Raw genomic sequence first — 24,944 nt, forward strand, 5'->3', positions numbered from 1 at the left:
GAGCGGAATCAGAATTATTTACCTATCCGTTAGCCCGACGCGGCCGTCAATATTTGCTGGGCGGCCAGCGCGGGAGTCAGCTCCCCCGCCTTGACCTTCCGCTCTACGTCGGCGCGGATCTCGCGCACCGCGGGGCTGGACATCAGCCGGTCGAGCACCGTGTCCCGCACCATCTGCCAGGTCCAGTCGACCAATTGGGCACGGCGGCGCGCCTCCAACTCCCCCGCCTCGCTGAGGACCCGCCGATGACGTTCGACGGTGTCCCACAATTCCTTGAGGCCGGTCCCCTCGGCCGCGCTCATCGTGAGAACAGGCGGCCGCCAGAGCGTTTCACGCGGGTGTATCAACCTGATGGCCCCGGACAGCTCACGCGCCGCCGACTTGGCCTCCGCGATGTGATCCCCGTCGGCCTTGTTCACCACGACGATGTCGGCCAGCTCGAGCACACCCTTCTTGATGCCCTGCAGCTGATCGCCGCCGCGCGCCAACGTCAGCAGCACGAAGGTGTCGACCATGTTGGCCACCGTCACCTCGGACTGACCGACCCCGACGGTCTCGATCAGGATCACGTCGAAGCCCGCGGCTTCGAGCAGCACCACCGTTTCGCGAGTGGCCTTGGCCACCCCGCCCAGGGTGCCCGAGGTGGGCGACGGGCGGATGTATGCATCCGGATGCATTGCCAGGCGCGCCATCCGGGTCTTGTCACCCAGGATGGAGCCGCCGGTCCGGGTCGACGACGGATCGACGGCCAACACCGCGACTCGATGGCCCAGCTCGATCAGATGCATGCCGAGGGCCTCGATGCTGGTGGACTTCCCCACCCCGGGGATCCCGGTGATGCCCACCCGGTAGGCGCTACCCGAGTCCGGCGTCAGCTCCAGCAGCAGCTGCTGCGCCTGCTCGCGATGGTCGGCCCGGGTGGACTCCAGCAGCGTGATGGCCCGCGGCAACGCCGCGCGGTCACCGCTGCGGACCGCCTCGGCCAGATCCGAACGCATTTTTCAGCTCCCCCGGGCCGCGAGCGTAAGCACACTGCGAAAAAACCCGGCTGAATCCGCAGTGTGCTTACGCTCGCGGTAGAGATCGTCAGCCATCTAGTCGAGGCTGTAACCCAGCCGGTCGGCGAGCTTGTGCAGCAAGCCGATTGCGGCGTCGGCGATCACCGTCCCGGGCGGGAAGATGGCGGCGGCCCCGGCCTGGTACAGCTCGTCGAAGTCGCCCGGCGGAATGACCCCGCCGACCACGATCATGATGTCGGGCCGCCCCACCTCGGCCATCGCCTCGCGCAGCGCGGGCACCAGCGTCAGATGTCCGGCCGCCAGCGACGACACCCCGACCACGTGCACGTCGTTGTCGGCGGCCTGGCGGGCCACCTCCTCGGGCGTGGAGAACAACGACCCGACGTCGACGTCAAACCCGATGTCCGCGAACGCCGTCGCGATCACCTTCTGACCGCGGTCGTGGCCGTCCTGACCCATCTTGGCGACCAGGATCCGGGGACGGCGACCGTCGGCTTCCGCGAACTTCTCGACGAGTTCGGTCGCGGCAGAAAAGGAAGTCATGTTTCCGCCCCCTCGCGCTTCGTCGCGGTAGACCCCGGCGATAGTACGGATCTCCGCCTGGTGACGGCCGTACACCTTCTCCAGCGCGTCCGAGATCTCGCCGACGGTGGCCTTGTGCCGGGCCGCGTCGATGGCCAGCGCCAGCAGGTTGTTGCCCAGCCCGTCTTCGCCGGCGCGACCGTGCGCTGCCGCGGCCCGCGTCAGTTCCGCCAGCGCGGCGTCCACCGCCGACTGGTCGCGGCTTTCCCGCAGCTCCTTCAGCTTGGCCAGCTGTTCGGCGCGCACCCGGCTGTTTTCGACCTTGAGGACCTCGACCTCCTGGTCCTCTTCGACCTGATACTTGTTGACGCCGATCACCGGCTGGATCCCGGAGTCGATGCGGGCCTGGGTGCGTGCGGCGGCCTCCTCGATGCGCAGCTTGGGAATGCCGTCGCTGATGGCTTGCGCCATGCCGCCGTGCTCGGCGACCTCGGCGATGTGCGCGCGGGCCTTCTGCGCGAGTTGGTGGGTCAGCCATTCGACGTAATACGAGCCCCCCCACGGGTCGATCGGCCGTGTGGTGCCCGATTCCTGCTGCAACACCAGCTGGGTGTTGCGCGCGATGCGCGCCGAGAAGTCGGTGGGCAGCGCCAGGGCCTCGTCGAGCGCGTTGGTGTGCAGCGACTGGGTGTGCCCCTGCGTCGCGGCCATCGCCTCGATGCAGGTGCGCGCGACATTGTTGAAGGCGTCCTGCGCGGTCAGCGACCAGCCCGAGGTCTGCGAATGTGTGCGTAGCGACAAAGATTTGGGGTTCTTGGGCTGGAACTGAGAGACCAGCTCGCTCCACAACAGCCGGCCCGCCCGCAGCTTGGCGACTTCCATGAAGAAGTTCATCCCGATGCCCCAGAAGAAGGACAGCCGCGGCGCGAACTTGTCGATGTCCAGCTCGGCGTCCAGGCCGGCCTTGATGTAGTCGACGCCGTCGGCCAGCGTGTAGGCCAGCTCCAAATCGGCTGTGGCACCGGCTTCCTGGATGTGGTAGCCGGAAATGGAGATGGAGTTGAACTTCGGCATCTTCGCGCTGGTGTAGGCGAAGATGTCGGAGATGATGCGCATCGACGGCTTGGGCGGATAGATGTAGGTGTTGCGCACCATGAACTCTTTGAGGATGTCGTTCTGGATGGTGCCGGCCAGCTTCTCCGGCGGAACACCCTGCTCCTCGGCGGCCACCACGTACAGCGCCAGAATCGGCAGCACCGCGCCGTTCATCGTCATCGACACCGACACCGTCGACAGGTCGATGCCGTCGAACAGTTGCCGCATGTCGAGGATGGAATCGATTGCCACACCGGCCATTCCCACATCACCCTGCACGCGCGGGTGGTCGGAGTCGTACCCGCGGTGGGTGGCCAGGTCGAAGGCCACCGACAGACCCTTCTGGCCCGCGGCCAGGTTGCGCCGGTAGAACGCGTTGGATTCGGCAGCGGTGGAGAACCCGGCGTACTGCCGAATGGTCCACGGTTGGTTGACGTACATCGTCGGGTAGGGCCCGCGCACGAACGGCGGTTCGCCGGGGAAACTGTGCAGCGGATACCCGTCGGCCGCCACGGCGGCACGGTCTGCGCCGATGTAGACCGGTTTGACGTCGATGTCTTCCGGCGTCTGCCATTGCAGCTGGTCCGGTGTGCGCAGGTGTGCGGCCGCGGCGGCGGCCACGTGTTCCTCGACGGCGGCTTCGGTCGCCGGCGTAACCGTCCGCTCGCTGTGCAGCGGCACATCGGCGAAACTACCGACAGCAGGTGCAGTGGTCGTCATCGTTACTAGGCCCCCAGCCTCGTGAGCAGATCCGACAGAGCTTCCACCGCATTGATTTTCGCGGTCAGGAATTGGTCCGGTTGGTGCTCGGCGTCGGCCACGGCCTTTTCCGGGCCGGCCAGATAGACCCGGGAAATGCCGGCGCTGCGGGCCGCCTGCACCACGTCCGACGCCTCGTCCTGGTAGCGCTTGTCGGTGCCGCAGATGACCGCCGTCGTCGGTGACCCGGCGTCGGACACCGCCGACGCGAGACCGTCGGCATCGACCGTTCCCGGGTTGATCGCCTCGATGCCGCCCGAAGCCAACAGGTTGGACGCGAACGTGGCGCGGACGTTGTTCTCGGCCAATGGGCCCAACGGCAGCAACAGCACCCGCGGGCGCGATCCGGTACGGGCCAGGTACGCGTCCGATCGGTCCCGTAACGCCTCGAACTGTGTGGCGTAACGCACCAGGCTTCCGGCGGCGAGCGGCGAATACGTCGAATCGCTTTGCGGCAGCGGCACTTCGGAAAGGTTCGGAAACTCGTTGACACCGGTGATCGCGGTCCGGCGGTGCGCGATGTCGTCGGTGCGCCGGGCGGCCACCTCGGCGATCTGGCCGGCGATGAAGTCACGCGCTTCGGTGAATCCGCCGCGCGCCTCGATGGCCTGGAAGTGCTGCCAGGCCTGCTGCGCCAGCTGGGCGGTGAGGTCCTCGACGTACCAGGAGCCACCGGCGGGATCGAGCACGCGGCCCACATGTGACTCTTCGAGAAGCAGCAGCTGCGTGTTGCGCGCGATGCGACGGGCGAAACTCGTTGCGATGTCCGGGAATCCGCCGTCGATCGCCACGTCGAACGGAAACACCAACAGGGAGTCGGCGCCACCGACGCCGGCGCCGAAGGCGGCCAGGGTGCAGCGCAGCATGTTCACCCACGGGTCGCGCTGGGTCATCATCGGCAGCGACGTCTCGGCGTGGATGACGGCCGCGCCGGCCTCGGGGTCGCCGACCACCTCGGCGACCCGCGCCCACAAGTTACGCGCGGCGCGGAACTTCGCGATGGTCATGAACTGGTCGTCGTCGGCGGCGAATCGGAAGCTGATCTGCCGCAACGCCTGATCGATCGACAGCCCCGATTCGGTGAGCACCCGCAGATAACTCACCGCGGCCGCGACACTGGCCGCGAGCTCCCACGTCGCGTTGGCGCCGAGGTTGTGGAACGCGGGCCCGTCGACGGTGATCGCGCGCACGCCGGTGTGCCCGGCGGCCCGCTTGGCCACGGCGACCACGTCGTCGATGTTCGGCGCGGGCCGCTTGCTCAGCGCCGCGCTCAGCGGGTCGCCGCCCAGGTCGATCGACAGGGTGGCGCGCTGTTCTGGCTCCACCGCGTCGGCCAGCGCCAGCACCACGTCGCTGGCCGCCCGGTAATCGGCGCCGGCTTCCAGGATCAGCGGCGCCATGCTCAGGTGGACACCCTCGAGCGTCTCCCCCAGTTGGCCGGGCGCCACGCCCGACTCCCCCACCCGCAGCACCAGCGCGCTGGCCCCGTTGCCGAGCGCGTCGAGCACCGCGGAGTTGACGTCCTTGGCCGCGACGCCGGGCACCGGGGTCGCCGGAAAGGCCTCGGCGACCTTCCAACCCGACTGGACGTCGCGCAGCGCGTCGCCGCCCCGCACATACGGCCACTCGCCGGGCAGCGGCGGTTCCGGCAGTTCGTCGAGCGCGGTGTAGAGCGCGCGGATCGCAATCCCGTCATACGTCGGGGTTTCCAGCAGCCGCTCGGGCGCATCCCCTAACTGCTCGGGGTCCTTCCGGGTGCTTTTAGCCAGCACACCGGCGACCGCACTGCGCCAACGCCCGCGAACCTGTTCCAGGTCGGCCAGCTCGGGTACATCAATGGACACCGATTGCTCCCTTTTCCCAGCATTTGGGCTACAGCTTTGGGGATACCGCTTAGCCACTGAGGCTAATTGATGACCGTTCGTCGCTAAAAACCGCCAGGTGTCGCGAGCGGACCCGATTCCCGATGAAACGCCAGCCTCGGGAAACGGCTTATTCACCTGCGCCCCGTACCCTGGTAAGACGTGACGGGTTCCGCCACCAGCAAAATCACCGAAACGCTTCGCGATCTCGGCTGCGCCGCCGGCGTCGCCGCGCGAGGCGTGTCCCGGTCGCGGATCGCCTGGACAGTGGTGGGCATCACAGCGCTGCTGGTGCTGGCATCGTGGCTTCCGCTGCCCTCGCCGCTGCAGATGCGCGACTGGGCGCAGTCCGTCGGACCGTGGTTTCCGCTGGCGTTCTTGGCCGCCCACATCGTCGCGACGGTGGTGCCCATCCCACGCACCGCGTTCACCCTGGCGGCCGGCTTGCTGTTCGGCCCGCTGCTGGGGGTCGCCATCGCGGTGGTCGCCAGCACGGTGAGCGCGATGATCGCCATGCTGTTGGTGCGCGCGGCGGGGTGGCGGCTGAACCGTCTGGTGCGTCACCGATCGATCGAGACGGTGGAAGAGCGCCTGCGACAACGGGGATGGCTGGCGATCTTGTCGCTGCGGCTGATTCCCGCGGTGCCGTTCTCGGTACTCAACTACGCCGCGGGCGCATCCAGCGTGCGGGTGCTGCCCTACGCGGTGGCGACGCTGATCGGGTTGCTGCCGGGCACCACGGCGGTGGTGGTTCTCGGCGATGCGCTGGCCGGTCACATCAGCGCGCTGCTGTATCTGGTGTCGGCGGTCACCAGCGCGCTGGGACTGACGGGGCTGATCATCGAAATTCGCCACTTACGTCGCCACCACCGCCGCACGCGCCGTCCCGTCGACGACGAGCGCTCCCCCGCGCCGGCCACCATCAGCTGATCACCAACTTCCACAAGACCGCCGCGCGGTGCGCCGAAGGCCGGTCTAATGGAGAGGGTGTACGCGGTGGAGGTCGCGAGCTGGGGGACGGCGTACTCGCCGGCTCGTACCGTCGCGCTGCCGCTGAGCGCTCTGGTGTTGGCGGTACTTGCGGTGCTGGGTTTCCTGCCCAGTCCGGGCGAGCGACGCCGCGAGCCGAAGCGGAAGTGGTTCGCCGGCTTGGCATCGCAGCCACGTCGCGCCAAGATCCACACCTCATTGCTCATCCTCGCGGCGGTGTGCAGCACCGCCGCCCTGGTGGCGGCCGTCTGCCTGTTCCCCAGGGCCGCCACGCCGGCGCAAGTTCCGACGCCGCCGCCCTTCCTGGCGCCGATTGACCTACCCGCGGCCAGCGCCGTGGGCCCGGGCGCCGGAATCTACGTCGACTACGCCGACAGATCCGGCGGAATGGGTTGTACCGCAGGGTTTTTGGTTCATATCAGCGGCGGCAGGGCCGGAATCCTCACCGCGGGGCACTGCAACCGCCCGGGGCAACCCAGCAACGTGACGATGAACCTGGGCGGCGTCCTGCCCTACGCGACGGTCGGCACCTTCACCAAGACGATCAGCGAGGGAGTCCACGACGAGCAGCACGACATCGGCCTGATCACGCTGGACGGCGACAACATTCCCCAATCCTCGGCGGTCGCCTCGTCGTTGCCGGTCACCGGCGTAGCCACCGACCTGCGACTCGGCCAGCAGTTGTGCAAGTTCGGCATGGGGTCCGGTGCGGACGCCTGCGGACAGATCGTGTCGATCACCGGCAGCAAGGTGGTGTTCCTGGCGAGCGGCCAGTGTGGCGATTCGGGCGGCCCGGTGTATCGGTACGAAAAGGACGGCAGCGTCAGCGCCGTCGGCATCCTCATCCGCGGCGGCGACCCCTACACCCGCGAAGCCGGGTGTGCGACCCGGGCCAAATTCTCGGTCGCCGAGTTGGTGCGGCCCTGGCTGGACAAGTGGCGCCTGACCGCCGTGACCGCGCCGGCTTCCCCGCCCTGACGGGTTCTCGGTGAGCGTTGCGAGGCACGGCTTTCGGTTTGCGGCGACGAGACCCCACGCCATGCACGGTATTCCGAAGGAGTCATTTCCCGGCCCCACGCGGTGGTGATCGGCACGTTTCGATCCAGATAGCCGGCTTCTCCGGCCTTCCATGCCTTGATGTAGAGATAGAACGGGATCGCCGGATGGATGTGGTGGACCAAGTGATAGTTCTGATACATCAACAACAGACATAGAACCCGCTCCCAGCCAACCCGAACTCGGGTGACCCGGAATCGGTCGGTCTTTGCCGGAGGAAGGCCGTGATGGGGCAACCAGTCAAACCACCACGCGAGGATGCCCATGCCGATCCGCTGTGGGATGAAATAGATGAGCACCAGCTCTCGCCAATAGCCGAGAATCAAGAGGGTTGTCACGAAGGCAAGGGCCAGAGTGAGGTGTATGGCAAAGCCCACGGTCTCCTTGCGCGGACGCCGCCGTAGCCGCACCAGGTAGAAGCGGCAATACCAGGCGTCGATCGTCAACCAGCGCAACGGAAGCTGCCAACGTGGGCCGGTGATACTCCACGCGTCCGGATCGTCGTGGATGCTTTCGTTGGTATTGCGGTGGTGCGCGAGATGCGCATACGCGAGCATCGGAAAGGTTCCGAACAGCGAAACGAACGGCATCGACAAGCGGCCGAAGACCTGGTTGATCCACTTCGGCCGGCCGACGGTGTAGTGAATCGATTCGTGCAGCACGCTGAACATGAAAAACGTTACGAGACTTTGAACGACGATGGTGATTACCAACCACCCGGCACTCACTCCGCAGACAACCGCTGCCGTCGCCGCACACCACGCAACGAGCGATCCAAGCCAGACCAGCACCGTCGGCACCGCGATGGTCGGCCGCGCGAACCTGGGAGCTGGGAAGCCTCTCGGGACTGCGGCCACCTTGCCGGCGCCCGGTGACCTTGGCTCGGTGGCGGCAGGAATCTCGATGGTTGTCACCGCGGTCCCCAGCCAAGACCGCGACGCCAACACGCCGTGGATAACCATGTGGCACCCCCCTGTTTGCCTGTGCTGATAATACGCATTTCTGCGTGAAAAGTATTTGCCAGGTCCCCGCCCTGTAGGTAAACGGATTAACGCGTTGCGCGCAAGTCGATGCGTGTGAATGCACACGGTTAAGCGTTGAGTGCGCGTTCAACCCGCTTGCAGCGCGGCCTTGTCGGGTCCCCCTCTAGTCCTGAAAGTTGCAACGTCGTAAAATGTTTTCCCGCATTAACCGGGATGTCCACCGGTATAAACTCCGGTGAGTGGTCGCCGGAAAGCAGCGTTCGCTGTTGAGTCCGCCATGGTTGTTTCACCCGAGGCGCCCCCGGACACGAAGTTGTTGAGTCTTCCCAGTGCCGCAGACGGTTGCTCCGGATCGACTCCGCGTTCCCCGCCAGTCGACAGGCCCGGGCTTCGGAAGGTCGGGCATCTGGCGCTACCTCCTATACCGATAGTTCGGGACTCCACGCATGCTGGTAGGTTTTTCCGTTCTTCAATACCGTCATAAGGTTTCCGGTCACGTCGGCGGTGACCGATCTGACGGTGGAAAGGCGAACGTCATTCATGAGTTTCGCCAGAGCGCTCAGCTTATAGTGCGGTTCCAGCTGCGGACTTGTCGTATCGGGTTGTATCGCGATTGGTATCGTTTCGTGATACCTCATACCCAGCACGAACGCCCGCTTGGAGTCGGTGCTCAGCATGAAAGGCTCATCACCCTTGTCGAGGTTTCGGAGCATGAGGAGCGGAATATCGCTTACCCAGAGAGGTTCGAGAGGTTTGTCGCGATCCGTATGGGTGCCGATTGGATTTTTCGGATGCGTCCAGGCGATCGTCAGACCAGCGGCTATGAGCTCAAGCCGCAATTCCTGGCGCCACACTTCGCCTTGCTTGGCGACCGCTTCTATGAAGTTTTCCTCATTCCGATATGCGACCCCGACAACCAAATAACGGTCAGAATGCCGAGCATGAAATTCACGCAGCTCCGCGATGGTCCGGAAGAATTCTTCCTTGTCCAGGAGCACATCGCTTGTATCGTAAAAGAACTGGCGCTTTTCCAGCATCGTCGCCGTGAATGGGCAATGAGCCTTTCGGCCGTCCCCTAGAACAAGGAAATCAAGGTACTGTTGCACTACCCCCACACAGTCATCTGTGTGATGGCTCAGTTCAGTGAAAACGTAATCCGATCGTTTCATTCGCGCACCTCCCCAACGGCAAAACTCGACACCTGCGTCCTACCGGCACGGCGCTTACGCTGATCGCCCGAGATCATGCGCGTAGCTGGCAGTGTGATCCCCTCCAAATCCAAACGAGTTTAACCGTGCGCCGCGCCGCGCGCTGGCAAAAGAGCGATATTCGGCGGCCGGTGTTGCTTCCCGGCCTGATTCGGCCCCGTAGCTGGTGCCTTTTTGGGCGCAGACCCTGGCCCACGACGCCAGGTGGGCAGCGCCGGCGAAGCGACTCATGGCGGCGCTCATCTCGGCGACCCAGAGCTCGGCCAGGATCACGCCCAAAACCGTTGCGAGCTGCTCAATCTGGCGGGTAAGCAGGCCTATTACATCCTCGATGCGTGCTGGCGGTGGGGCGTTGGCCGCGGTGCCCGGAGAATCTCAGGACGTCGGTGACCCGAAAACACCGGCGCCGGCAGGCGACCCCCACCCAAATTTTCACCCCTGCGACGCGTCGCAAAAACGGAATTGAGGGCGCATGTCAACTAGTATCTTGGAGATTCGTTTGGAGCTCCAGTCCATTCGACGACGAGAACGGCACCTTTCGTCTTGGTGAACGATGAAGAGCAACACGGCCTTTGGCCGGCCTTCGCCGACGCTCCAGCTGGGTGGCGGGTGGCTGATGGGAAGGCCGACCCCGCCCCATGCCTGGATTACATCGAGCAGGATTGGCCGGCATTCCGCCGAAGTGCCTGCGCGACAGCCGGCGACGAGGCAAGGTCGTGATCTAGTAGCCACTCGGGGCATGGGGGGTGTGGGTGGAGTCGATGGGACATGATGACCTGGCGCTGCCGCTGACACGCGGACAACTAGACATCTGGTTCTCGCAGGAATCGGGCTATGCCGGTACGCAGTGGCAGCTCGGCCTGTTGATAAAGATCGAGGGCCTCATACATCGTGATGTCCTCGAGCAGGCGATCCGCCAAGCGGTCACGGAGGCCGAACCGGCCAGGGCTACATTCGTCGAGGTTGATGGCCGGGTAGTCCAAAGGCCAATCGACTGCCTGCATCTCGAGGTCGAGTTCCACGACCTGGTCGGATCGCCCGATCCCGTGGAGGAAGTCCAACGGAGGGCTTCCTCCGTCCAGCGCACACCGATGGCGTTGAACGGCCAGTTATTCACCTTCGTCCTGTTCCGAACGCAGCCCGAGGAATTCTATTTATTCGCCTGCTGCCACCACATCGCCATAGACGGATTGGGCATGGCGCTGGTAAGCCGTCGGGTGGCAGCCATCTATTCGGCGATCGTCGCTGGATCTCCGGTTACTGACGCCTATTTCGGCTCGATACAGGATCTGGTCGATCTCGAGGCGGGGTACGAAGCATCCACCGATTATCTGGAAGATGAAGCCTACTGGAACAAGAACCTTCCGCCGGACGGCGGACAGGATTACGTGCCGCCCCAAACTAACTTCGATCGGGACCCGTGTGCGCCGTCGGCCTCGGTTCAGTTGGATCCGTCCGCCATCGGCAGCATGCAAGCGCTGTCCAAAATGCTGCGCATCCGCCGCTATTCGGTCACCACAGCGGCATGCGCGCTCTTGGTGCACGCATGGTCGGGAGGCGGCTCGGAGGTGGCGCTCGATTTCCCGGTCAGCCGGCGAGTGCGTCCCGAGTCGAAGACGCTCCCGGGAATGCTCGCCGGGGTTGTGCCACTGGTTTTGCGGACGCCACCGGATACCACGGTCGCCGATTTTTGTCAGCACGTCGACACACAGATACGGGAATTGCTGAAGCATCAGCGTTTTCCGGTGCACCAGCTCGACGGTGAAGGCGGCGCTCGCGGTCTGAGACAGGCAGCGAATCGGGTAGGTGTCAATTTCATCCCGGCCCGATTGACCCTGGAGCTCGGTGGCGTTCCGGCAACCGCGACATACACCGCCAACGGCCCCGTCGGGCACTTCGCGCTGTTTCTCCTCGGGGTCGGTGACCAGCTATACCTCAGCACGGCGGGTGCCGGACAACCGTTTGCGAGCTTTGACGTCTCCTACCTGGCGGCCCGGCTGGAGCAGGTGCTGATGGCAATGGCCGCCGAACCGGAGCGGCCGATCTCGTCGATCGAAATCCTTGATGAGGATGCGAACGCCCGGCTGGACGGGTGGTCGCATCGCGCGGTGTTAACCCAACCGCAAACCGCGCCGGCGTCGATACCAATGGTGTTCGCCGAGCACGCCGAGCGCTCCCCCGCCGCGGTAGCGGTGACCTTCGACGACCGCTCCCTGACGTATCGGGGCCTCGATGAGGCCGCGAACCGGTTGGCGCACTTTCTGGTCGGTCATGGGATCGGCCCGGGGCAGTGTGTGGCGCTGCTCTTTCCGCGGTGTGCGGACGCGATCGTGGCGATGCTGGCGGTGCTCAAGACGGGGGCAGCGTATGTGCCGATCGACCCGGCGCACGCGTCGTCGCGGACCGAGTTCATGCTTGCCGACGCCACACCGGCCGCGGTGATCACCACGGCCGAGCTGCGCCCGCGGCTGGACGGCTCCGAACTACTGGTCCTCGATGCCCACGATCCCGCCATCGAGGCCCAACCCGGCACCCCGCTTCCCACGCCGGCCCCCGAAAACGTCGCTTACATCATCTACACCTCGGGCACCACCGGGACACCCAAAGGCGTCGCCATCGCGCACCACAACGTCACCTGGCTGATCGAGGCCCTCGACGAGCGCCTGCCGCCCGGAGGGGTGTGGGCGCAGTGCCACTCCTCCGCCTTCGACTTGTCGGTGTGGGATATCTGGGGCGCGCTGCTGCGGGGCAGACGACTGTTGGTGGTCCCCGAGTCGGTGGTGGGCTTCCCGGAAGATTTCCACGCGCTGCTTCTCGCCGAACAGGTCAGCGTGCTGACTCAAACGCCGTCGGCTGTGGCGATGCTGTCACCGGAGGGGCTGGAGTCGACGGCGCTGGTGGTGGGCGGTGAAGTCTGCCCGCCCAACTTGGTAGATCGGTGGGCGGCACCCGGGCGGGTGATGATCAATGCCTACGGTCCGACCGAGGCGACGGTGTGTGCGTCGCTGAGTAGACCGCTGACGCCGGGGCCAGGGCTGGTGCCGATCGGGTCGCCGATTCCCGGGGCGGCAATGTTTGTGCTGGACAACTGGTTACAGCGGGTGCCTGCCGGTGTGGTCGGCGAACTGTATCTGGCGGGCCGCGGCGTGGGCCTCGGATATGTGGGTCGCGCGGGTTTGACCGCGTCGCGGTTCGTGGCGTGCCCGTTCGGGGCCCCCGGGACACGCATGTATCGCACCGGCGACCTGGTGTCATGGGGTGCGGATGGGCAGCTTCGGCACATGGGCCGTGCCGATGAGCAGGTCAAGATCCGCGGCTACCGCATCGAACTCGGGGAGATCCAGGCGGCTCTCGCCGCGCTGGACGGCGTGCAGCATGCGGCGGTCATCGTCCGCGAGGACCGCCCCGGCGACAAGCGGCTGGTCGGCTACATCACCGGGACCGCCGACCCGACCGAGATCCGCACCGCACTGGCCGATCGGCTGCCGGCGTACATGGTCCCCGCCGCGGTGGTGGTACTGCCGGCAATCCCGTTGACGGCCAGCGGAAAACTCGACAAGCGCGCCTTGCCCGCACCGGAGTACAACACCGGTGAGTACCGGGCCCCGGCCGACGCCGTCGAGGAAATCCTGGCCGACATCTTCGCCCAAGTCCTCGGGATGGAGCGAGTCGGAGTCGATGACTCGTTCCTCGACCTCGGCGGCGACAGCATCCTGTCGATGCAAGTCGTGGCCCGCGCCCGGGCGGCCGGCGTGATGTTCCGCCCGCGTGACGTTTTCGTCGAACAGACGGTGGCGCGACTCGCGCGGGTCGCGACGATGGTCGATGGTGAGGCCGGCGCCGTCGATGAGGGCATCGGTCCCGTGGTGGCCACCCCGATCATGCGTTGGTTGCGCAGCCTCGAGGGCGCGATCGACGAGTTCAACCAGACCCTGGTGGTGGCCGCGCCGGCGGGGGTGACCGAGGCCGACGTCGCGGTCGTCCTGCAGGCGTTGCTCGATCGGCATGCTGCGTTGCGGCTGCGCATCGACGATGACGGCGCCGACGGCTGGTCGCTGGAAATATCCGAAGCCGGGTCGGTGGACGCGCGCGCATGTCTGCATAGCGTCGATGTGTTGTCGGATGAGGCGCTGGTGCGGGCGCGCTCGCATTTGAATCCGGCGGCGGGACTGATGCTCAGCGCGGTGTGGGCGGCTTCCACCGGCCAGCTGGCTTTGATCATTCATCACCTCGTCGTTGACGGGGTATCGTGGCGAATCCTGGTGGAGGACCTCAACATCGCCTGGGCACAGCATCACGCCGGCCAGGCCGTGGCATTGCCGGCCGGCGGGACGTCGTTTGCGCGGTGGTCGGCGCTGCTTGCCGGGCATGCGCGCCGCGCCGAGGTGGTGGCGCAGGCCGAGACGTGGGAAAAGGTGGCGGCAATACCGGCCGCGCTGCCGACGGCGCGACCCGAGGTGGACACGTTTGTGACCGCCGGGCAGAAGTCGGCGTCACTGGATGTCGAGACAACCCGCCTGCTGCTGGGTGAGGTGCCGGCCGCGTTCCACGCCGGGGTCGGCGACATATTGCTGATCGCCTTCGGGCTGGCGTTCGCGGAGTTTCTCGGTACGGGCGCGGGTGCGCCGATCGGTATCGCCGTCGAGGGCCACGGGCGCCACGAGGAACTGGCTTCCCATGTGGACTTGTCGCGCACGGTCGGCTGGTTCACCACCAAATACCCGGTCGCGCTGACGGTCGGGGGGCTGTCGTGGGCGCAGGTCGTCGCCGGTGACGCCGCGCTGGGCGCTCTGATCAAGAACGCCAAGGAGCAGTTGCGCGCCCTGCCCGATCCGGTGACCTATGGTCTGTTGCGGTACCTGAACCCCGAGGTCGATCTCGGTGGGTCTGACCCGACGATCGGGTTCAACTACCTGGGCCGTCTCGGTGCGGGTGCCGACCTGCCCGGCGAGTTGTGGCGGATCAACGAGGACAGTCTGTCGTTTGCGGGCGTGGCCGCCGCGGTGCCCCTTCGGTTGGCGCACACGGTGGAGCTCAATGCCGGCACCATCGACACCCAGGCCGGGCCGCAGCTGCAGGCGAACTGGACGTGGGCGCCGTCGGTGCTGAACGACGAGCAGGTCAGCCGGCTGAGTCGATTGTGGTTTGAGGCACTGGCCGGCATCTGCGCCCACGTGAAAACCGGTGGGGGCGGGCTCACTCCGTCCGATATCGCTCCCGCCCGTCTCAGCCAACAACAGATCGACGAACTCTGCTCGCAGGGCGACGTCTTGGACGTGCTGCCGCTGACCCCGGTGCAGCAGGGCCTGCTGTTCCACACCAGTTTCGCGCCGGGTCTGGACGACCTGTACACCGTGCAGCTCGGTATCACCATCAACGGCGCCCTCGATGCGCGCCGCCTGCGCGAGGCCGTGCAGACGGTCGTCAACCGGCATCCCAACCTGGTGGCCCGGTTCTGCCAGAACTTCGATGAGCCGGTGCAGGTCATCCCGGCCAACCCGGTGCTCGCGTGGCAGGACGTTGAACTGGACCGTGCGGGCGGCAACGCGGATCAGCAGATCCAGCGACTGTGTGCCGCGGAGCGCGCCGCGGTCTGCAACCTGGCTGACAAGCCGACGTTCCGGGCGGCGTTGATCCGCACCGCGGCAGACCGGTACCGCTTCGTGCTCACCATTCACCACATCGTCGCGGATGGCTGGTCGCTGCCGATCCTGATGCAGGAGATGTTCGGCAGTTACTACGGCGAGCGGCTACCCGCGGCTCCGTCGTACCGCAGCTTTGTCACCTGGCTGCATGAGCAGGATCCCGCTGTGGCGCAAGGAGTTTGGCGCGACATAATGGCGGGCTTCGAGTCCCCGACATTGGTGGGCGCGCCTGGCCGGATAGCGCGGCGAGACGTCGCGTCCTTCCGGGTGCCCGACGACACCACAGCGGCCCTGACCGAGCTGGCCCGTTCCTGTCACACCACCGTGAGCACCGTCCTGCAGGGCGCATGGGCGCAGCTGCTGATGTGGTTGACCGGTCAGCACGATGTGGCGTTCGGCACCGCGGTCTCGGGAAGGCCGAGCGAGCTGATCGGCTCGGAATCCATTGTGGGCCTGATGATCAACACGGTGCCGGTGCGGGCCACCACCACCGCGGGGACCACAGTCGCCGATCTGCTGGAGCAGCTACAGCGCATCCACAACGACACGCTCGAACACGAGTATCTGGCTCTGCCCGAGATCCACCGCGTCACCGGCCACGATCAGCTGTTCGACACACTCTTCCTGTACGAGAACTATCCGGTCGACCCCGGCGCCCTGTTGGGCGCGAATGACCTGGCAGTCACCGACTTTGACGTCCGCGAATTCAACCACTACCCACTTTCGGTGGTAGCGACGCCGGGCCACGAACTGAGCCTTCGCGTCGAATTCGACACGGACGCTTTTGACCGTGCGGCCATCGACACGCTGATCGACCGGTTACAACGGGTGCTGGTGGCCATGATCGCCGATCCCGCACAGCGGTTGGCCTCCCTCGACCTGCTCGACGTCGCCGAGCATGAGCGGCTCGATGCGTGGGCCAACCGGGCGGTGCTGGCCCAGCCGCCAAGCGGGCAGGCATCGATTCCGGAGTTGTTCGCCGCACAGGTGGCTCGCGCCCCCGAGGCGGTCGCAATCACCTGCGGTGAGCGCTCCTGGACCTACCGCGAAGTCGAGGAATCGGCAAACCGGTTGGGACACATGCTTACCGGGCAGGGCGCGGGCCCTGGTCGGCGGGTGGCGGTGGTGATCCCGCGGTCGGCCGAAGCGGTGATCGCGATCTTGGCGGTGCTCAAGACCGGGGCGGCGTACGTGCCGATCGATCCGACGGTGCCCGCGGCGCGAATGGAGTTCGTGTTGGGCGACTGCGCGCCTGTCGCGGTGGTCACCACCGCGGACGTGCGGTCACGGCTGGAGCGATCCGGCTTGCCGCTCATCGACATCGACGACCCCGCGGTGACGACTCAGTCCGACACCGCGTTGCCGGCGGTGGGGCCCGAGAACATCGCCTACATCATTTACACCTCGGGCACCACTGGGACGCCCAAAGGTGTTGCAGTGCCTCATCACAACGTCACCGGTCTGCTGGAGTCCCTGGACGCCCAGTTGACGTTGGGCCAGGTGTGGACGCAGTGTCATTCGTTGGCGTTTGACTTCTCGGTGTGGGAGATCTTCGGCGCGCTGTTGTATGGCGGGCGGTTGGTGGTGGTGCCCGACTCTGTGGTGCGTTCGCCAGAAGAGTTGCACCCCTTGCTGGTTCGTGAACAGGTCAGTGTGTTGAGCCAGACACCGTCGGCGTTTTATGCGCTACAGGCCGCCGATGGGCTCTCCCCCGAATTGGGACAGCAGCTGAAGTTGCAGTCGGTGGTGTTCGGTGGCGAGGCGCTCGAACCCAACCGTCTGGCCACCTGGCTGAACCACCACCCCGGACGGCCGCGCCTGATCAACATGTATGGCATCACCGAGACGACGGTGCACGCCTCGTTCCGCGAGATCGTCGACAGCGACCTCGACAGCACTGCCAGCCCCATCGGGGTGCCGTTGGCTCACCTCGCCTTCTTCGTGCTTGACGGGTGGTTGCGTCAGGTCCCCGCCGGGTTGGTCGGCGAGCTGTATGTGGCCGGCGCCGGCCTGGCCGCCGGGTACCTGGGCAGGCCCGGGTTGAGCTCGACGCGGTTTGTCGCGTGCCCGTTCGGACAACCGGGCACTCGCATGTATCGCACCGGCGATCTGGTGTCGTGGGGCCCCGATGGTCAGCTGCGTTACGTCGGGCGTGCTGACGAGCAGGTCAAAATCCGCGGGTATCGCATCGAACTCGGTGAGATCCAGGCGGCCCTCAACGGACTGGACGGGGTCGACCATGCTGCGGTAATCGCGCGCGAGGACCGCCCCGGCGACAAGCGGCTGGTCGGCTACATCACCGGGACCGCCGACCCGGCTGGGATCCGCACCCAATTGGGTGAACGGTTGCCGACCTACATGGTGCCGGCCGCGGTCGTCGTGCTCGAGGCGCTGCCATTGACGGTCAACGGCAAACTCGACGTCCGCGCCCTGCCGGCACCCGAATACTCCGATGTCGACCACTACCGGGCTCCGTCCAGCGCGGTCGAGGAAATCCTGGCCGGCATCTACGCCCAGGTATTGGGTGTGCAGCGGGTCGGTATCGATGACTCGTTCTTCGATCTGGGCGGCGACAGCATCCTGTCGATGCAAGTCGTGGCCCGTGCCCGCGCCGCCGGCGTAATGTGCCGTCCGCGTGACGTTTTCGTCGAGCAGACGGTGGCGCGGCTCGCGCAGGTCGCCACGGTGGTCGCCGACGGCGAGGGCGGCGTGGTCGACGAAGGCACCGGGTCGGTGGTGGCCACCCCGATCATGCGCTGGCTGCACAGCGTCGAAGGTGCGGTCGAGCAGTTCAACCAGACGATGGTGTTGCAAGCTCCCGCGGGTGTCACGCGCGCCGACGCGGTGGCGGTCCTGCAGTCGTTGCTGGACCGGCACGCCACGTTGCGGCTGCGCGTCGACGATGACGGCGCCGGCGGCTGGTTGTTGTGGGCGTCCGAAGCCGGGACGGTGGATGCCGCCGGCTGCGTGGACACCGTCGACGCGTTGTCGGCAGAAGCGTTGGTGGCGGCCCGGTCACGGCTCGACCCGGGCGCCGGGGCAATGCTGCGCGCGGTGTGGGCCGAGTCGACGAACCAGTTGGCGTTGATCATTCACCACCTGTCCGTCGATGGCGTGTCGTGGCGAATCATGTTGGAAGACATCAATATTGCGTGGGCACAGCATCGCGGCGGCCAGCCGGTGGCGCTGCCGGCGCCCGGGACGTCGTTTGCCCGGTGGTCGTCGCTGTTGGCCGAGTACGCGCGGAGCGCAGCCGTGATGACCCAGGCCGAGGCGTGGCGTCAGGTCGCGGCAGTCCCGGCCGCGTTACCGCCGGTGCAGCCGGAGGACACCTACGTCAGCGCCGGCCAACTGTCGGTGTCGCTGGATGTCGAGACGACCCGCCAGCTGCTGGGCGAGGCCCCGGCGGCGTTTCATGCCGGGGTTCAAGACATCTTGCTGATCGCGTTCGGCCTGGCGTGGACGCAATTCTTGAGCACCAGCACACCCATCGGCATCGATGTGGAGGGCCACGGCCGCCAGGAGGAGCTGGCTCCGCACGTCGACTTGTCGCGCACGGTGGGCTGGTTCACCACCAAGTACCCGGTGGTCCTGAAATTCGGGGGGCCGGTCGGCGGCCTGTCCTGGAGGCAGGTGACGGCGGGTGAGGATCCACTGGGCGCTCTGATCAAGGACGCCAAGGAGCAGCTGCGCGCCCTGCCCGACGGTCTGACCTACGGGCTGCTGCGCTACCTCGCCCCTGACTTTGATCTAGGTGGGTCCGAGCCGGTGATCGGCTTCAACTATCTGGGTCGTCTGGGTGGTGCGGCCGAGCTGTCCAGTGAGTTGTGGCGGCTCAGCGAGAACAGTTTCTCGCTGGGCGGCGCCGCGGGTGCGGTGCAGATGCCGCTGGCGCATACCGTGGAGCTCAATGCCGGCACCATGGACACCGAGGCCGGCCCGCAGCTGCAGGCCAACTGGACCTGGGCGCGCTCGGCGCTGAACGACGAGCAGATCAGCCGGCTCAGCGAGCTGTGGTTCGACGCGCTGGCCGGCATCTGCGCGCACGTGCGCAGCGGCGGGGGTGGCTTGACCCCGTCCGACATCGCGCCGGCCCGTCTCACCCAGCAGGACCTCGACAAGCTGGCGCGGCAGTACCGGATCGGCGATGTGTTGCCGCTCACCCCGCTGCAGCAGGGCCTGCTGTACTACACCGGCAGCGGGCAGGGCAGTGCCGACGTGTATGCGGTGCAGCTCGACATCACCGTGACCGGGGCCCTCGACCCGCAGCGCTTGCGCGAGGCGGTGCACGCCGTCGTCGCCCGCCACCCGAACTTGGTGGCCGGTTTCTGCGAAGACTTCGGTGAACCGGTGCAGATCTTGCCCGCCGATCCGGCGCTGGCGTGGCAGTACGTCGAGCTGAGCCCGGCAGGTGCTGACGCCGAGGGACAGGTACAGCAGCTGTGCACCGCCGAACGCGTCGCGGTCTGCGACCTTGCCGGCCAGCCGCCCTTCCGGGCTGCCTTGATCCGCACCGCAGGCGATGTGTACAGGTTCGTGCTTACCAACCACCACATCGTGCTCGACGGTTGGTCGAAGCCGATCCTGCTGCAGGAAATCTTCGCCAGCTATTACGGCGTGCGGTTGCCGGCCGCCCCGTCGTATCGCAGCTTTGTCACCTGGCTGTCCGAACAAGATCGTGGCGCGGCTCGGGCAGCGTGGCGCGAGGTCCTCGACGGGTTCGACACTCCCAGCTTGGTGGGGCCCGTTGGGCGCCCAGCGCTCGGAGTGCGCGGTATGGAGTCGTTCCAGGTGTCCGCGGAGACGACGCAGGCGTTGGGCGAGTTGGCGCGCGCGTACCGCACCACGGTCAGCACCGTCTTGCAGGCCGCGTGGGCGCTGCTGCTGACATGGTTGACCGGCCAGCACGACGTGGTGTTCGGCACCGCGGTGTCGGGGCGGCCACCCGACCTGGCGGGCGCGGAATCGATGGTCGGTCTGTTGATCAACACGGTCCCGGTGCGGGCCACCATCGGCGCGGAGACGACCACCGCCAACCTGCTTGAGCAGCTGCAAAGCGCCTACGCCAAGACGCTTGACCATCAGCACCTGGCCCTGAGCGAGATCCACCGGGTCACGGGGCACGACCAGTTGTTCGACACATTGTTCGTATACGAGAACTACCCGATGGACACCGCCGCGTTATCGGCCGTCAACGAGCTGAACATCGAACACTTCACCAGTCGCGAATACAATCACTACCCGCTTTCGGTCCAGGCCGTGCCAGGCCACGAACTAGGTCTACGCGTCGAATTCGACACCGAAGTGTTCACTGCAGCCAGAATCGAAAAGCTGGTCGACCGGTTCCGGCGCGTACTGGTAGCCATGACCGCAGATCTGGAGGAGGAGTCGTGACCGTCCGTGCGGGACGGCCGATTCATCGCTAGCTGCCAAACACCTTGAGCCAGAAGTGAATCCATCACGGACGACCGTGGAGAGCCGCATGACATCGGACAACAGCGGAGCCCGCCCGATACCTACGTCGTCGCCTCGGGCTTTGGTCGAAAAGCTCAGTGGTTCCGCAACATTGAAGCCAACCCGCGGGTGCGGGTCTACGCCGGCAGCCGCGCGCCCAGGACCGCCGTCGCGCGGGTACTGACCACACCGGAGGCCGATCGCGCCCTGGCCGCCTACCGAACACGTCACCCCAAGGCGTGGCAGCGGATGCGCCCGGTGCTGGAGCAGACACTCGGCGTCCCGATCACCGACACCGACACCCCGCTGCCGTTGGTCGAGTTACGCCTCGACTAGTTCTGGTCCGGCCCCTTGATCGTCATCGCGGCGACCAGCGCCAAAAACAGCGCGGCCGGAAGGCCATTGACGACCTTGTCGCGCACCCGGACGTGCGCACCGACCGCCAGCACGAAGTACAACGTCAGCATCGCCGTCGTCACCCGCGCCAGGGCGGGGAAACGGTGGACGGACAGCAAACCCACCGCGGCGGCCGCTTTCACCACCGGCAGCACGGGCCGGATGTTCTCCGGGACGCCCACGTCATCGAGCACCTTCTTGATGGGAGCGACCTGGACGCCGCACGCCACCGCGTCGACGGCGTGGAAGATGCCGAGCGCCGTATAGGTCTTCGGGGAAGTCAACACACTCATCCCGCAATCCTAGGGAGTCAGCTCCCCCGCCGGACCATCCGCCGGTTGCCGGGCGATCGCCTCGGCCTTGGCCACCGCCTGGGCGATCGCCGGGTCGGTTTCGGTGGAGAACCAGTCGGCGACGTCGGCGTCGTCGTCGGCACTGGGCTTCGGCGCGTCCTCGACGGGTGACGGCTGGAAACGGAACACCCCGTCCTGGCCCGGACTGCCCAACAGCTTGGTGAATCCCTGCAATGCCGCACTGAAGTCACTGGGCACTACCCACACCTTGTTGGCGTCACCGCGCGCCATCTCGGGCAGCGTCTGCAGATACTGGTAGGCCAGCATCTCGGGGGTGGGCCGGCCGGCTTTGATCGCGGCGAACGTCTTCTCGATCGCCTTGGCCTGGCCCTGCGCCTGCAGGTACGCCGCGGCGCGTTCCCCCTGGGCGCGCAGCATCCGGGACTGCCGGTCGGCCTCGGCGGCCAGAATCGCGGCCTGCTTGGCGCCCTCGGCGGCCAGGATCTGCGCCTGCTTCTGGCCCTCCGCCTCCTTGATCGCCGCTTCGCGCATACCTTCGGCGGTCAGGATCATCGCCCGCTTCTCGCGGTCGGCCTTCATCTGCTTCTCCATCGACGCCTGGATCGACGGCGGCGGATCGATGCTGCGCAATTCGACCCGGGCGACCCGCAACCCCCAGCGCCCGGTTGCCTCGTCGAGGACGCCGCGCAGCTGCCCGTTGATCTGGTCGCGCGACGTCAGTGTCTGCTCGAGCGTCATGCCGCCGACCACGTTGCGCAGCGTGGTGGTGGTGAGCTGCTCGACGCCGACGATGTAGTTGCTGATCTCGTAGACGGCCGCCTGGGGAACGGTGACCTGGAAGTACACCACCGTGTCGATGTTGAGGGTCAAGTTGTCCTCGGTGATCACCGGCTGCGGCGGGAACGACACCACCCGCTCGCGTAGATCCACCCGAGCGCGAACCCGGTCGATGAACGGCACCAACAACGTCAGTTGTCCGCTGACCGTGCGGCTGTACCGTCCGAGCCGCTCGATCACCGCGGCCTCTGCCTGAGGTATCAGCGCCACCGACTTGGCCACTAGGACGATCGCGAAGATCACCAAAACGGCCAGCAGCACCAGACCAGCAACCGCACCTTGCATCGGACTTCCTCTCTCCCAGTCCTTGGCAGCGTTGTCTCTACAGACTGCTCTTGAAGACCACCGCGGTAGCGCCGTCGATCTGCATGACGGTGACCGGCTCGCCGGGCTCGTAGACGTCGCCCTCGTTGAACGGGCGCGCGGACCACACCTGGCCCTCGAGTCTGACCTGGCCCGCGTCGCGCGCAACGCGTTCGAGCACCAGCGCGGTTTTGCCCTGCAGCGCCGCGATTCCCAGGGGCGGCCCGCCGGCCGGGGTCAGTCGCCGCTTCAGTGGCGGGCGAACCAGAACCAGCAGCAGCATCGAGACGACCAGGAACACCGCCCCGTTCGCCCAGACCGGAAAGTCGGTCGCCCAACTGGTCAGCGCCGCGGCCAGTGCGCCCCCGCCGAGCATCACCAAAAACAAATGGCCGGTAAGGGCCTCAGCACCGGCCAGCACCAGCGCGAATATCAGCCAAAGCACCCCGGCGTGCATGCGGCAAGAATACGCGTGATCCGCCTTTGCCGGGCAAAACAACTAGACTGCGTTCTCGTGTGGTGTCCCAGTGTTTCGCTGTCCCTGTGGGCCAATGCCTGGCTCGCCGGAAAAGCCGCGCCCGACGACGTCTTGGACGCGTTATCCGTTTGGGCGCCAAAGCAATCGGTGACCACGTATGATGCCGTCGCCGCGGGCCACACCGGCCTGCCCTGGCCCGACGTGCACGACGCCGGAACGGTCACCCTGCTGCAGACGTTGCGCGCCGCTAGCGGGCGGCCCACCCCGTCGTCCGGCGGCGACGGCTTGCTGCGCGGGACGATCAACGTGATTTTGCCGGTCCCGGGCGACGTGCGCGGGCTGGCCCCTGGAACGCAGTTCGAACGGGACGCCCTGGCCGCCGGCGAGGCGGTCATCATCGCCAATCCCCGCAACCCCGGCACCGCCGTGGGCTTGGTGCCTGAATTCTCCTACCAGGACGACGAGGACGCGCCCGAGGACTACGAGACAGGGCTGGCGGAACTGTGCGCGCTGACGTGGACGGTGTACTCGCTGCCGGGCGCGCCGGTGCTGGATCATTACGAGCTCGGTGACGCCGAGTACACGCTGCGGTCGGCCGTGCGCTCGGCCGCCGACGCGCTGGGCGCCATCGGGCTGGGATCCGCGGCGGCCGACGTCGACGACCCGCGCGGGCTCGTCGAGCAACTGCTGGAATCCGCACGGCAACACCGCATTCCCGACCATGCGCCGACGCGCGCGCTGCGGGTGCTGGAGAACGCCGCGCACGTCGACGCCATCATCGCGGTCAGCGCCGGGCTGAATCGATCGGACTCGCCGGACCGTTTCACCGCCCCCGTCGCCGCCGGCCTGGAGCCGTTGGGAACGCAATCGTCCTCGGAGGCGCGCATCGCCAGTGACGCGCTGCGACCCCTGACCGCCGTGGTGCGTTCGGCGCGGATGGCGGCCGTGACCGCGATCCTGCATTCGGCCTGGGGCGACTGACTTTTCAGCGGCCGGCCGCGCAGTGCGGCGGGCGGCACGGCGCACCGTTGACGCTGCCGAGGCAACCGGGCACCGCGTCGGGTCCGGTCACCCTCTCGGGCGGGCGGTCGTAGCGCAGTTCGTCGATCAGGTCGGCGGCCAGCTGCGCGAAACGCGGGTGAGCGTTGGGCGTCGACGCCCGCACCATCGCCACGCCCGCCGTCTCGGCCTGCGCGCGGAGTTCTTCATCGAGGTCCCACACCACTTCGATGTGGTCGGCCACGAACCCGACCGGGCAGACGATGACGGCCTTGGTGCCGGCCTGCGCCAGCGCCGCCAGGTGGTCGGCGACGTCGGGCTCCAGCCATGGAACCTGGGGCGGTCCCGACCGGGACTGCCACGCCAAGTCGTACTCGGGGTATCCGGCGGCGGCCGCCACAAGGCTTGCGGCATAGGCGACTTGGCGGCTGTACAGCCGCGGGCCCAGCCGGTCGTCGGCGGCCACCGGGATGGAATGCGCGGTGAACACCAGGCGCGCGCCCCCCTGCTGTTCCGCGGTCAGGCCACCCGCCGCCGCGCCGATGGTGTCGGCGAAGATCTGCACGAACCCCGGGTGGTCGAAATAGGGCCGCAGCTTGACCAATTCGGGCGCGTCCGGCCCGGCCGCCTCACGCGCCCGGGCGATGTCCTCGACGTACTGGGTACAGCTGGAATAGCCGCTCCACGCCGACGTGGTGAATACTGCGGCCCGACGAATTCCGTTGTCCCGCATCGTCGCGACCGTGTCTTCGACGTAGGGGTCCCAGTTGCGATTGCCGAAATACACCGGCAGGTCCAGGCCGCGGCCTTCGAGCTCGGCTTTCAGTTGCGCGATCAGCGCGCGATTGATGCCGTTGATCGGTGAGACACCACCGAAATGCAGGTAGTGCTCGGCGACGTCATCGAGTCGTTCCGGCGGGACGTTGCGGCCCCGGGTGACGTTCTCCAGAAACGGCCGAACCTGCTCGGGGCCTTCCGGCCCGCCGAAGGACAGCAGCAGGACGGCGTCGAATTCCATTGCGGT

The 24,944-nt window shown here is 66.7% G+C and carries 13 protein-coding genes and 3 pseudogenes; 6 read left to right on the plus strand and 10 right to left on the minus strand.

The window, feature by feature from the left end; translation table 11 throughout:
* Nucleotides 1-18: 18 nt before the first annotated feature.
* The 3 genes and pseudogenes from meaB to mutA all read right to left on the minus strand — a co-directional run bounded on the left by meaB (nt 19) and on the right by mutA (nt 5,239).
* Nucleotides 19-998, minus strand: a pseudogene (meaB, locus tag ACIUM1_RS03795) (methylmalonyl Co-A mutase-associated GTPase MeaB).
* 96 nt (nt 999-1,094) lie between these two features.
* Nucleotides 1,095-3,356, minus strand: coding sequence for a methylmalonyl-CoA mutase (scpA, locus tag ACIUM1_RS03800; protein WP_406815950.1), 2,262 nt, complete (start codon nt 3,354-3,356; stop codon nt 1,095-1,097).
* Between the two features lie 5 nt (nt 3,357-3,361).
* Entirely contained in the window at nt 3,362-5,239 is a 1,878-nt protein-coding gene (gene mutA, locus ACIUM1_RS03805) for a methylmalonyl-CoA mutase small subunit (protein ID WP_406815951.1), read from the minus strand.
* Between the two features lie 180 nt (nt 5,240-5,419).
* On the opposite strand from mutA, the gene ACIUM1_RS03810 reads away from it, so the two are divergent.
* Both ACIUM1_RS03810 and ACIUM1_RS03815 read left to right on the plus strand, forming a co-directional pair.
* The gene (locus tag ACIUM1_RS03810; protein ID WP_406815952.1) at nt 5,420-6,187 is read left to right on the plus strand and encodes a TVP38/TMEM64 family protein; all 768 of its coding nucleotides are present in this window, start codon (nt 5,420-5,422) and stop codon (nt 6,185-6,187) included.
* A 48-nt stretch (nt 6,188-6,235) separates the two neighbouring features.
* Nucleotides 6,236-7,225, plus strand: a complete 990-nt coding sequence (locus ACIUM1_RS03815; RefSeq protein WP_406815953.1) for an endopeptidase — start codon at nt 6,236-6,238, stop codon at nt 7,223-7,225.
* On the opposite strand, the gene ACIUM1_RS03820 is transcribed toward ACIUM1_RS03815, so the two are convergent.
* The 3 genes from ACIUM1_RS03820 to ACIUM1_RS03830 form a co-directional block, all read right to left on the minus strand.
* Nucleotides 7,108-8,103 (minus strand): fatty acid desaturase, encoded by a 996-nt coding sequence (locus ACIUM1_RS03820; protein WP_406815954.1) that lies wholly within the window; start codon nt 8,101-8,103, stop codon nt 7,108-7,110. The genes ACIUM1_RS03815 and ACIUM1_RS03820 overlap by 118 nt on opposite strands.
* A 602-nt stretch (nt 8,104-8,705) precedes the next feature.
* Nucleotides 8,706-9,455, minus strand: coding sequence for a 1-aminocyclopropane-1-carboxylate synthase (locus ACIUM1_RS03825; RefSeq protein WP_406815955.1), 750 nt, complete (start codon nt 9,453-9,455; stop codon nt 8,706-8,708).
* Between the two features lie 54 nt (nt 9,456-9,509).
* A complete protein-coding gene (locus tag ACIUM1_RS03830; protein ID WP_406815956.1) occupies nt 9,510-9,767 on the minus strand; it encodes a hypothetical protein in 258 nt (85 codons plus the stop codon).
* Between the two features lie 188 nt (nt 9,768-9,955).
* Between ACIUM1_RS03830 and ACIUM1_RS03835 the strand changes: the two are divergent.
* From ACIUM1_RS03835 to ACIUM1_RS03845, 3 genes and pseudogenes are all read left to right on the plus strand, one after another.
* A pseudogene (locus tag ACIUM1_RS03835) lies at nt 9,956-10,219 on the plus strand (MbtH family protein).
* 36 nt (nt 10,220-10,255) lie between these two features.
* The gene (locus ACIUM1_RS03840; protein ID WP_406815957.1) at nt 10,256-20,533 is read left to right on the plus strand and encodes an amino acid adenylation domain-containing protein; all 10,278 of its coding nucleotides are present in this window, start codon (nt 10,256-10,258) and stop codon (nt 20,531-20,533) included.
* Between the two features lie 114 nt (nt 20,534-20,647).
* Nucleotides 20,648-20,929, plus strand: a pseudogene (locus ACIUM1_RS03845) (nitroreductase family deazaflavin-dependent oxidoreductase); the annotation flags it as partial.
* Here the strand turns inward: ACIUM1_RS03845 and ACIUM1_RS03850 are convergent.
* Genes ACIUM1_RS03850 through ACIUM1_RS03860 form a run of 3 tightly spaced genes read right to left on the minus strand, consistent with a single transcriptional unit; the run spans nt 20,926 to nt 22,900 of the window.
* Nucleotides 20,926-21,282, minus strand: coding sequence for a DoxX family protein (locus tag ACIUM1_RS03850; RefSeq protein WP_406815958.1), 357 nt, complete (start codon nt 21,280-21,282; stop codon nt 20,926-20,928). The pseudogene ACIUM1_RS03845 and the gene ACIUM1_RS03850 sit on opposite strands and share 4 nt — an antisense overlap.
* 9 nt (nt 21,283-21,291) lie before the next feature.
* A complete protein-coding gene (locus ACIUM1_RS03855) occupies nt 21,292-22,425 on the minus strand; it encodes an SPFH domain-containing protein (protein WP_406815959.1) in 1,134 nt (377 codons plus the stop codon).
* A 37-nt stretch (nt 22,426-22,462) separates the two neighbouring features.
* Nucleotides 22,463-22,900 (minus strand): NfeD family protein, encoded by a 438-nt coding sequence (locus ACIUM1_RS03860; protein WP_406815960.1) that lies wholly within the window; start codon nt 22,898-22,900, stop codon nt 22,463-22,465.
* A gap of 57 nt (nt 22,901-22,957) precedes the next feature.
* Between ACIUM1_RS03860 and ACIUM1_RS03865 the strand changes: the two genes are divergently transcribed.
* The gene (locus ACIUM1_RS03865) at nt 22,958-23,902 is read left to right on the plus strand and encodes a hypothetical protein (RefSeq protein ID WP_406815961.1); all 945 of its coding nucleotides are present in this window, start codon (nt 22,958-22,960) and stop codon (nt 23,900-23,902) included.
* A 4-nt stretch (nt 23,903-23,906) separates the two neighbouring features.
* On the opposite strand, the gene ACIUM1_RS03870 is transcribed toward ACIUM1_RS03865, so the two are convergent.
* Nucleotides 23,907-24,938, minus strand: coding sequence for a ferrochelatase (locus ACIUM1_RS03870; protein ID WP_406815962.1), 1,032 nt, complete (start codon nt 24,936-24,938; stop codon nt 23,907-23,909).
* Nucleotides 24,939-24,944: the final 6 nt, after the last annotated feature.

Origin of the sequence: Mycobacterium sp. M23085 (assembly GCF_045343915.1) — a bacterium.
Taxonomy (GTDB): Bacteria; Actinomycetota; Actinomycetes; order Mycobacteriales; family Mycobacteriaceae; genus Mycobacterium.